At 65.3% G+C, this 8,187-nt stretch carries 5 protein-coding genes; 4 read left to right on the top strand and 1 reads right to left on the bottom strand.

Annotation, left to right across the window (positions count from 1 at the left end):
* Positions 1-1,364 (bottom strand): ABC transporter transmembrane domain-containing protein (locus VIM95_RS13475; RefSeq protein WP_331986467.1); only part of this gene is annotated, 1,364 nt, incomplete at its 3' end.
* A 181-nt stretch (positions 1,365-1,545) separates the two neighbouring features.
* Here VIM95_RS13475 and cphA (VIM95_RS13470) point away from each other — a divergent pair.
* The 4 genes from cphA (VIM95_RS13470) to mnmA all read left to right on the top strand — a co-directional run bounded on the left by cphA (VIM95_RS13470) (position 1,546) and on the right by mnmA (position 8,070).
* Positions 1,546-3,696 (top strand): cyanophycin synthetase, encoded by a 2,151-nt coding sequence (cphA, locus tag VIM95_RS13470; protein ID WP_331986465.1) that lies wholly within the window; start codon positions 1,546-1,548, stop codon positions 3,694-3,696.
* A 116-nt stretch (positions 3,697-3,812) separates the two neighbouring features.
* Entirely contained in the window at positions 3,813-6,383 is a 2,571-nt protein-coding gene (gene cphA / locus VIM95_RS13465; protein ID WP_331986463.1) for a cyanophycin synthetase, read from the top strand.
* A gap of 105 nt (positions 6,384-6,488) precedes the next feature.
* The gene (locus tag VIM95_RS13460) at positions 6,489-7,004 is read left to right on the top strand and encodes an NUDIX hydrolase (RefSeq protein ID WP_331986461.1); all 516 of its coding nucleotides are present in this window, start codon (positions 6,489-6,491) and stop codon (positions 7,002-7,004) included.
* Positions 6,997-8,070, top strand: coding sequence for a tRNA 2-thiouridine(34) synthase MnmA (mnmA, locus tag VIM95_RS13455; RefSeq protein WP_331986459.1), 1,074 nt, complete (start codon positions 6,997-6,999; stop codon positions 8,068-8,070). The genes VIM95_RS13460 and mnmA overlap by 8 nt, the downstream gene beginning before the upstream one ends.
* Positions 8,071-8,187: the final 117 nt, after the last annotated feature.

Raw genomic sequence — 8,187 nt, 5'->3', positions numbered from 1 at the left:
GGCGAGAACAGGCTCCAGGTCTTGTTGAGCTTGTCGTTGACCTGCAGGTTGGACTGGTTGGCCTCGCGGAAGCGCTGCGCCTCGCGCCGCTCCTGCGCGAAGGCCTTGACCACCCGGATGCCGGGGATGGTGTCGGCCAGCACATTGGTGACCTCGCCCCAGACCCGGTCGATCTTTTCGAAGCCGGTACGCAGGCGGTCCCGCACCAGGTGGATCATCCAGGCGATGAAGGGCAGCGGCAGGAGGGTTACCAGGGCCAGCCAGGGGTTGATGCTGAACAGGATGACCGCGGTCATGACGATCATCAGCACGTCGGTGATGAAGTCCAGCGCGTGCAGCGACAGGAAGACGCTGATGCGGTCGCTCTCCGAGCCGATGCGCGACATCAGGTCACCGGTACGTTTGCCGCCGAAGTATTCCAGCGACAGCTGCAAGAGGTGCTCATAGGTGGTGGTGCGCAGGTCAGCGCTGATGCGCTCGCTCACGAGGGCCAGGATATAGGTCTTGGCCCAGCCCAGCGACCAGGACACCAGGGCGGCGCCGAGAAGACCGGATAGATAGAGTGCGACCGTGGCCGGCTCGATATGGGCGCCGTTCTGGAAGGGGATGAGCACCTTGTCCATCAGCGGCATATAGAGATAGGGCGAGACCAGGGTGGCGCCGGTGGCACCCAGCATGAGCAGGAAGCCGGCCAGGAGCTGGCCCTGGTAAGGGCGGGCGAAGCGCCAGAGCCGGAACAGGGTCCAGGTCGAGGGCGGGGTGTGCAACTCGCGGTCGCAGGCCGGGCACTCGTCATCTTCGTGTTCCAGCGGAGCCTTGCAGGCCGGGCAACGGATTTCCTCGCGCGGGGCGGGTTGCTGGCCGGTGCGCAGCACCTCGATCTGCGTTTCGAAGCGCTCCAGGAGGCGGATTGCGGCGGGGTTCTGGCCCAGGGTGTAGCGCCAGTCGGCCAGCTTGCCATCGGGGGTGTGCAGTTCCAGTACGCCGACGCCGGCGTGGTCGTGGTGCTTGAGCGTTTGGGCGGCGGCGAGCGGCCAGGACTGCCAGTCGCGCGCACCAGCCGGGCGGCTCCAGAGCCGCTGGTCGGTCAGTACCAGGAGCGAGGTGCGGAAGTGAAGTTGCGCGTCGAGGTCAACCTCCAGGCCGGCCAAAACGTTCTCTGCGGGGGTAAGATGCGGGGCTAGCTCGTTGCGCCAGCTTTCGGTCGGCAGGCTACGGCTCAGGTCGGTATCGGGGCGGGCTTCGGTGGTCACTTCGGTCGTCGTCGGGGTGGCCGACCAGCCGCTGAGGATGGCTGATCGACCCGGGTTGGGGTGGGGCGCGGGCCGCGAAGGCTTGTGCCGCCTGGCTTGCGTGAAACGCACGGGCTGCCGTTGCGGTTGACAGCTTGCGGCCGCCGCAACAGCAAAACACGTTATGCCGCTATTGGGACTGGCCCTACGGGTCTATACCAAGTATAACGCGCGGCCTGCGATATGCTTTGCCCTCGTCGGTCCCGAACCCGGAACAGGCACTTTGAAGACGATCCAAACCATTGGGATCAAGATGAAAAAAGACATTACCTTCCTCCGCGTCAACTACCTGCGCGGCCCGAATCTGTGGACCTACCGTCCGGTGATCGAGGCCTGGGTGGATATCGGTGAGCTGGAGGATTTTCCATCCAACACCCTGCCTGGCTTCTATGAGCGGTTGACCGCCTGGCTGCCGGGCCTGGTCGAGCACCGCTGTGGCGTGGGCGAGCGCGGTGGCTTTCTGCTGCGCTTGCGCGAGGGCACCTGGCCGGCGCATATCATGGAACACGTGGCGATCGAGCTGCAGAACATGGCCGGCATCCAGGCTGGCTTTGGCAAGGCGCGCGGCGTGGCCGAACGCGGCATCTACAAGGTCGCGGTGCGGGCCCGCAACGAGCAGGTCGGCCGGGCTGCCATTGTGGCGGCGCGGGACCTAGTGGTGGCGGCGATCAACGACACCGGCTTTGATGTGGCCGCCGTGGTGGCGTCCTTGCATGAGCTGGTGGATGACCACCATCTTGGCCCCAGCACGGCCTGTATCGTCGACGGCGCGACCGAGCGCCGTATTCCGCATATCCGCCTGACCGATGGCAACCTGGTGCAACTGGGCCATGGTCGGGCGCAGCGCCGTATCTGGACGGCCGAGACCGACCAGACCAGTGCGATTTCCGAGAGCATCTCCAGCGACAAGGACCTGACCAAGCGGCTCTTGAGCTCGGTGGGCGTGCCGGTGCCTGAGGGCGTGATCGTCGCCAACGCCGATGAGGCCTGGGAAGCGGCCGAGGATATCGGCCTGCCGGTGGTGGTGAAGCCCACCGACGGCAACCATGGCCGTGGCGTCTCCATGGACCTGAAGACCCGCGAGGATGTGGCGGCGGCCTTTGAGCTGGCTGAGCGGCATGGCAGCGAGGTGATGGTGGAGCGCTGCATCCCGGGCAATGAACACCGCCTGCTGGTGGTGGGTGGCAAGGTGGTGGCGGCGGCCCGTGGCGAGATCGCCTGGGTGACCGGTGACGGCAAATCGACCGTGATCGAGCTGGTGGAAAGCCAGATCAATGCGGACCCGCGCCGCGGCAAGACCGAGGACCATCCGCTCAACTACCTGCAGATCACCGAGGATACCGCCATCCTCAACGACCTGAAGCGGCAGGACCTGATGCCGGACTCCGTGCCGGCGGCCGGCCGCAGGGTGCTGATCCAGCGTAATGGCAATGTGGCCTTCGATTGCACCGACGAGGTCCATCCGGAGGTCGCGGCTATCGTGGGCCTGGCGGCGCGGACCGTGGGTCTCGACATTGCCGGTGTGGACGTGGTGGCCGAGGACATTGGCAAGCCCTTGGACGTGCAGGCTGGCGCCATTGTCGAAGTGAACGCCGGCCCCGGCCTGTTGATGCATCTCAAGCCGGCCAATGGCGCCGGCCGCCCGGTGGGGCGCGCTATCGTCGACCATCTCTTCCCCGAGGGGCAGAGCGGCCGCATCCCGCTGGTGGGGGTGACCGGCAGCCGCGGCGCCAAGCGCGTGGCCAAGCTGGCGGCCAGCCTCTTGCGCATGGCCGGCCGCCATGTGGGCCTGGCTTGCAGCAGCGGCCTCTACCTGGACAAGCGGCGCATCGATGCCAGCGACAGCACCCGTTGGGAGGCTGGTCAGCGGCTGTTGATCAACCGTTCCATTGATACTGCCGTGTTCGAGCATACCGCCGAGCGCATTCTGGACGAGGGCCTGCCCTACGACCGCTGTGCGGTGGGGGTGGTGACCGACAGCGAAGGCCTGGCCGCGCTGGCACCCTGGCATATCCTGGAACCGGAACAGCTCTACAAGGTACTGCGCACGCAGATTGACGTGGTGCAGGACGATGGCGCTGCGGTGCTCAATGCCGCCGACCCGATGCTGGTGAGCATGGCCGAGCTGTGCGATGGCGAAGTGATTTTCTACGCGCTGGACGGCAACCTGGCTGCCTTGGCCGAGCACCGTGGCAACGGCGGTCGGGCGGTCTTCCTGCGTGGTCAGGACATTGTGCTGGCGCGTGGCAAGGAAGAGCAGGTGATTGCGCCGCTGCCGGCCGGCCTGGATGAAACCGACTCGGCTGCGACCTTGGCGGCAGTGGCGGTAGCGGTGCAACAGGGGGCCGTGATCGAGCTGATCGCGGCTGGCCTTGAGGCAGCCTACGGCCTGGCGCAGGCCTGAGTACCGTCTGCATGGTCCTGACGGGCCGTGCGGATGGGTTGGAACAAGCAATACCGCCTTTGGCGGACTGATGGAACAGCGGCCGCCCTGGCGGCCCCCAGCGAAAGACAGCCTAGATGGAAGTATCCCGTATCCGTGCCTTGCGTGGCCCCAATCTGTGGAGCCGTCACACCTCGATCGAGGCGATCGTCACCTGTAGCGGCGATGAATGCGAGATCAGCCGGCTGCCGGGTTTCGAGACCCGGCTGCGTGCCCGCTTCCCGGCCCTGTTGCCCTTGCATGGCACCCGCCACGAGGATGGTATCTCGCTGGCCCACGCGATCGAATTTGCGGCGCTGGGCCTGCAGGAGCAGGCTGGCTGCCCGGTGACCTTCAGCCGCACCACCCAGACGGTGGAGCCGGGTGTCTACCAGGTGGTGGTGGAGTACAGCGAGGAGGCGGTGGGCCGGCAGGCGCTGGAACTGGCGGAAGCGCTGGTGCGGGCGGCGCTGAGCGACACGCCCTTTGATCTGGCCGCCGCGCTGAAGGCGCTGCATGACCTGGACGAGGACGAGCGGCTGGGGCCGAGCACTGGTTCCATCGTGGATGCCGCCGTGGCAAGGGGCATACCCTTCCGCCGGTTGACCACGGGCAGCCTGGTGCAGTTTGGCTGGGGTAGCAAGCAGCGCCGCATCCAGGCGGCCGAGATCGACAGCACCAGTGCGATTGCCGAATCGATCGCGCAGGACAAGGAGCTGACCAAGAAGCTGCTGTTTGCTGCCGGCGTGCCGGTGCCGCATGGTCGCCCGGTCAAGGATGCGGACGATGCCTGGGCGGCGGCCATGGAGATTGGCCTGCCGGTGGTGGTCAAGCCGCAGGACGGCAACCAGGGCAAGGGCGTGACGGTGAACATCACCAGCCGCGAGCACCTGGAGATCGCCTTCAAGGCGGCCAGCGAATTCCGTGACGACGTGATGGTGGAGCGCTACCTGCCCGGCCACGACTTCCGCCTCCTGGTGGTGGGCGACAAGCTGGTGGCGGCCGCCCGCCGTGACCCGCCGCATGTGATCGGCGACGGCAAGCACAGCGTGCGCGAGCTGGTCGAGGAAGTGAACCGCGACCCGCGCCGCGGTGAGGGCCATGCGACCTCGCTGACCAAGATCCGCTTTGACGACATTGCCCTGGCGCGCCTGGCGCTGCAGGGCCTGAATGCCGACTCGGTGCCTGAGAAGGGCCAGCGGGTGGTGCTGCGTAACAATGCCAACCTCTCCACTGGCGGTACCGCTACCGATGTGACCGACGATGTGCATCCTGAGATGGCGGCCCGTGCGATCGACGCCGCCAAGATGGTGGGCCTCGATATCTGTGGCGTGGACGTGGTCTGCGACAGCGTGCTGCGACCGTTGGAAGAGCAAGGCGGCGGCATTGTGGAAGTGAACGCCGCGCCGGGCTTGCGCATGCATCTCTCGCCCTCCTACGGCAAGGGCCGGCCGGTGGGCGAGGCGGTGATGGATACCCTCTACCCGGCGGGCGATGACGGTCGTATCCCGGTGGTGGCGGTGACCGGTACCAATGGCAAGACCACCACGGTGCGGCTGATCACCCACCTGCTGGCCCAGACTGGGCTGCGCGTGGGTATGACCAATACCGATGGCGTGTACGTGAGCGGGCGGCAGACCGATAGCGGCGACTGCAGCGGCCCGCGCAGCGCCCGTAATGTGCTGATGCACCCGGATGTGGATGCGGCGGTGTTCGAGACGGCCCGCGGCGGTCTCTTGCGTGAAGGCCTGGCCTTCGACCGCTGCGATGTGGCGGTGGTGACCAATGTGGGCATGGGCGATCACCTGGGCCTCAATTTCATCACCACGCTGGAAGACCTGGCGGTGCTGAAGCGGGTGATCGTGCAGAACGTGGCGCCGGCCGGTTACGCGGTGCTGAACGCGGCTGACCCGGTGGTGGCTGCCATGGCTGCCAACTGCCCCGGCCAGGTGATCTTCTTTGCCGCTGACCCGCACCTGCCGGTGATGGCGGCGCAGCGTGCGCAGGGCCGCCGGGTGGTCTTTATCGAGGACGGTGCCATCGTGCTGGCCGAGGGCGAGGTCAAGCGCCGGCTGGCATTGGCCGGGATTCCGCTGACCCGTGGCGGCACCATCAGCTTCCAGGTCGAGAACGTGATGGCTTCGGTGGCCGCTGCCTGGGCGCTGAACCTGAACTGGGATGCGGTGACCGAGGGCCTGCGCAATTTTGTGAGCGACACCGACAATGCGCCGGGCCGCTTCAATGTGTTCGACTACCGTGGCGCGACCCTGATTGCCGACTATGGCCACAACCCGGATGCCATGTTGGCCCTGGTCAAGGCGGTGGAAGCCATGCCGGCGCAACGCCGCTCGGTGGTGATCAGTGGTGCGGGTGATCGTCGTGACGAGGATATCCGCGAGCAGACCCGCATCCTGGGTGCCGCCTTTGACGACGTGCTGCTGTACCAGGACGCCTGCCAGCGCGGCCGTGAAGACGGCGAGGTGATCGCGCTCTTGCGTGATGGTCTGAGCGGCGCGAGCCGCACCGCCTACGTGGACGAGATCAATGGCGAGTTCGTCGCCATCGACAAAGCCCTGGGCCGTCTGCAGCCGGGTGATCTGTGCCTGATCCTGGTGGACCAGGTGGAAGAGGCGCTGGCTCATATTGCCAAGCGGGTGGCGGAAGGCTAAGTCGGCCATTGCCAGCAAACAAAACCCGCGCCCTCTGGTGCGGGTTTTGTTTTTTTGATTTAAGTCTTTAAAATATCGGGCTTTTTCCCCATATCAGGTCTGACCATGTCCGATCCCGTCTGGAAGCCCAATAGCACCGTTGCCGCCGTAATCGAGCACGATGGGCGTTATCTGCTGGTGGAAGAGCTGCAGCCCGAGGGGCTGTGCTTCAACCAGCCGGCCGGGCATGTGGAGCAGGGTGAGGCGCTGGTTGATGCCTGTGTGCGCGAGGCGCTTGAGGAAACCGGCTATCGGATGCGGCCGACGGCGCTGGTGGGCATCTACCAGTGGACGCCGCCGACCAGGCCGGGGCTGACTTATCTGCGCTTTGCCTATGCGGCTGAATTGCTGCCTACCGAGAGCCTGCGGCCGGGCCTGCCCGTATCCCGCCACGATGATGCGGCTGCCGGAGTTGGGCAGACTGCGGTGCTGGACGAGGGCATCGTGCGTGCCGTCTGGCTGAGTTATGAGGAAGTACTGGCCTGCCGCGAGCAACATCGCAGCCCGCTGGTGCTGCAATGCATAGACGACCATAGAGCCGGTCGTCGTTTTCCACTCGATTTGATACGCCACTATGAGTAACACCGCAGCGCAACGCATTGTCGTCGGATTGTCCGGCGGCGTGGATTCATCGGTCTCCGCCTGGCTGCTCAAGGAGCAGGGCCTGGATGTGGTCGGCGTTTTCATGCAGAACTGGGAGGACGACAACGACGACGAGTATTGCTCGATCAAGGAGGACTCGCGCGATGCGATCGCGGTGGCTGACCTGGTGGGCATCGATATCGAGCTGGTGAACTTCGCCAAGGAATACAAGGACCGGGTGTTTGCCTACTTCCTGAGCGAGTACCAGGCCGGCCGTACGCCCAACCCGGACGTGCTGTGCAATGCCGAGATCAAGTTCAAGGCCTTCCTCGACTACGCGGTATCGCTCGGGGCCGAACGTATTGCTACCGGCCACTATGCGGCCACCGATCTGGATGCCGAGGGGCGCACCCGGCTCTTGCGCGGCAAGGATGAGAGCAAGGACCAGAGCTACTTCCTGTACCGGCTGAGCCAGTATCAAGTATCGCGCGCGGTGTTTCCGCTGGGCGAGATGCACAAGACCGAGGTGCGGGAGCTGGCCGCCAAGATCCGCCTGCCCAACCATGCCAAGAAGGATTCGACCGGTATCTGCTTTATTGGCGAGCGGCCCTTCCGCGAGTTCCTCAACCGCTACCTGCCCAAGGTGCCAGGTGTGATGCGTACGCCGGAAGGCCGTGCCGTGGGTGAACATATGGGCTTGATGTACTACACCCTGGGGCAACGGCAGGGGCTCAATATCGGTGGGCCAGGCGAGCCTTGGTATGTGGCCGGCAAGGACATGGACAAGAATGAACTGATCGTGGTGCAAGGCCATGATCACCCGCTGCTGCTCAGGCCTGAGCTCAGTGCCGACCAACTGAGCTGGGTGGCAGACGAGGCACCCAAGCCGGGTCGTTACACCGCCAAGACCCGTTACCGGCAGCAGGATGCGGACTGCGAGTTGCTTGAGGTCAAGGACGGCGTGGCCAGGGTGCGGTTTGATGTACCCCAGTGGGCGGTGACCCCGGGCCAGTCGGTGGTGCTGTATGACGGCGTGGCCTGCCTGGGCGGCGGGGTGATCGTGTAATTCGGGGCATTTAAGTACCGGCTAACACTGGACTGGGTTGCCGGCCGACTATAGTGTAATAGCTCGAATTGATAGAGCTGCCCCACGAGCAGCCCATCCAACGAAAAAAGGGTAGAA

It is taken from the genome of Chitinimonas sp. (genome assembly GCF_036568685.1).
In the GTDB taxonomy this organism is placed as follows: domain Bacteria; phylum Pseudomonadota; class Gammaproteobacteria; order Burkholderiales; family Chitinimonadaceae; genus Chitinimonas.
Note: the sequence above shows the minus strand (reverse complement) of the source record. Positions and strands in the feature narration are given on the sequence as shown.

Coding starts and splice junctions, on each gene's coding strand:
- cphA (WP_331986463.1), top strand. CDS start 3,813: ATGGAAGTATCCCGTATCCGTGCCTTGCGTGGCCCCAATCTGTGGAGC.
- VIM95_RS13460 (WP_331986461.1), top strand. CDS start 6,489: ATGTCCGATCCCGTCTGGAAGCCCAATAGCACCGTTGCCGCCGTAATC.
- cphA (WP_331986465.1), top strand. CDS start 1,546: ATGAAAAAAGACATTACCTTCCTCCGCGTCAACTACCTGCGCGGCCCG.
- mnmA (WP_331986459.1), top strand. CDS start 6,997: ATGAGTAACACCGCAGCGCAACGCATTGTCGTCGGATTGTCCGGCGGC.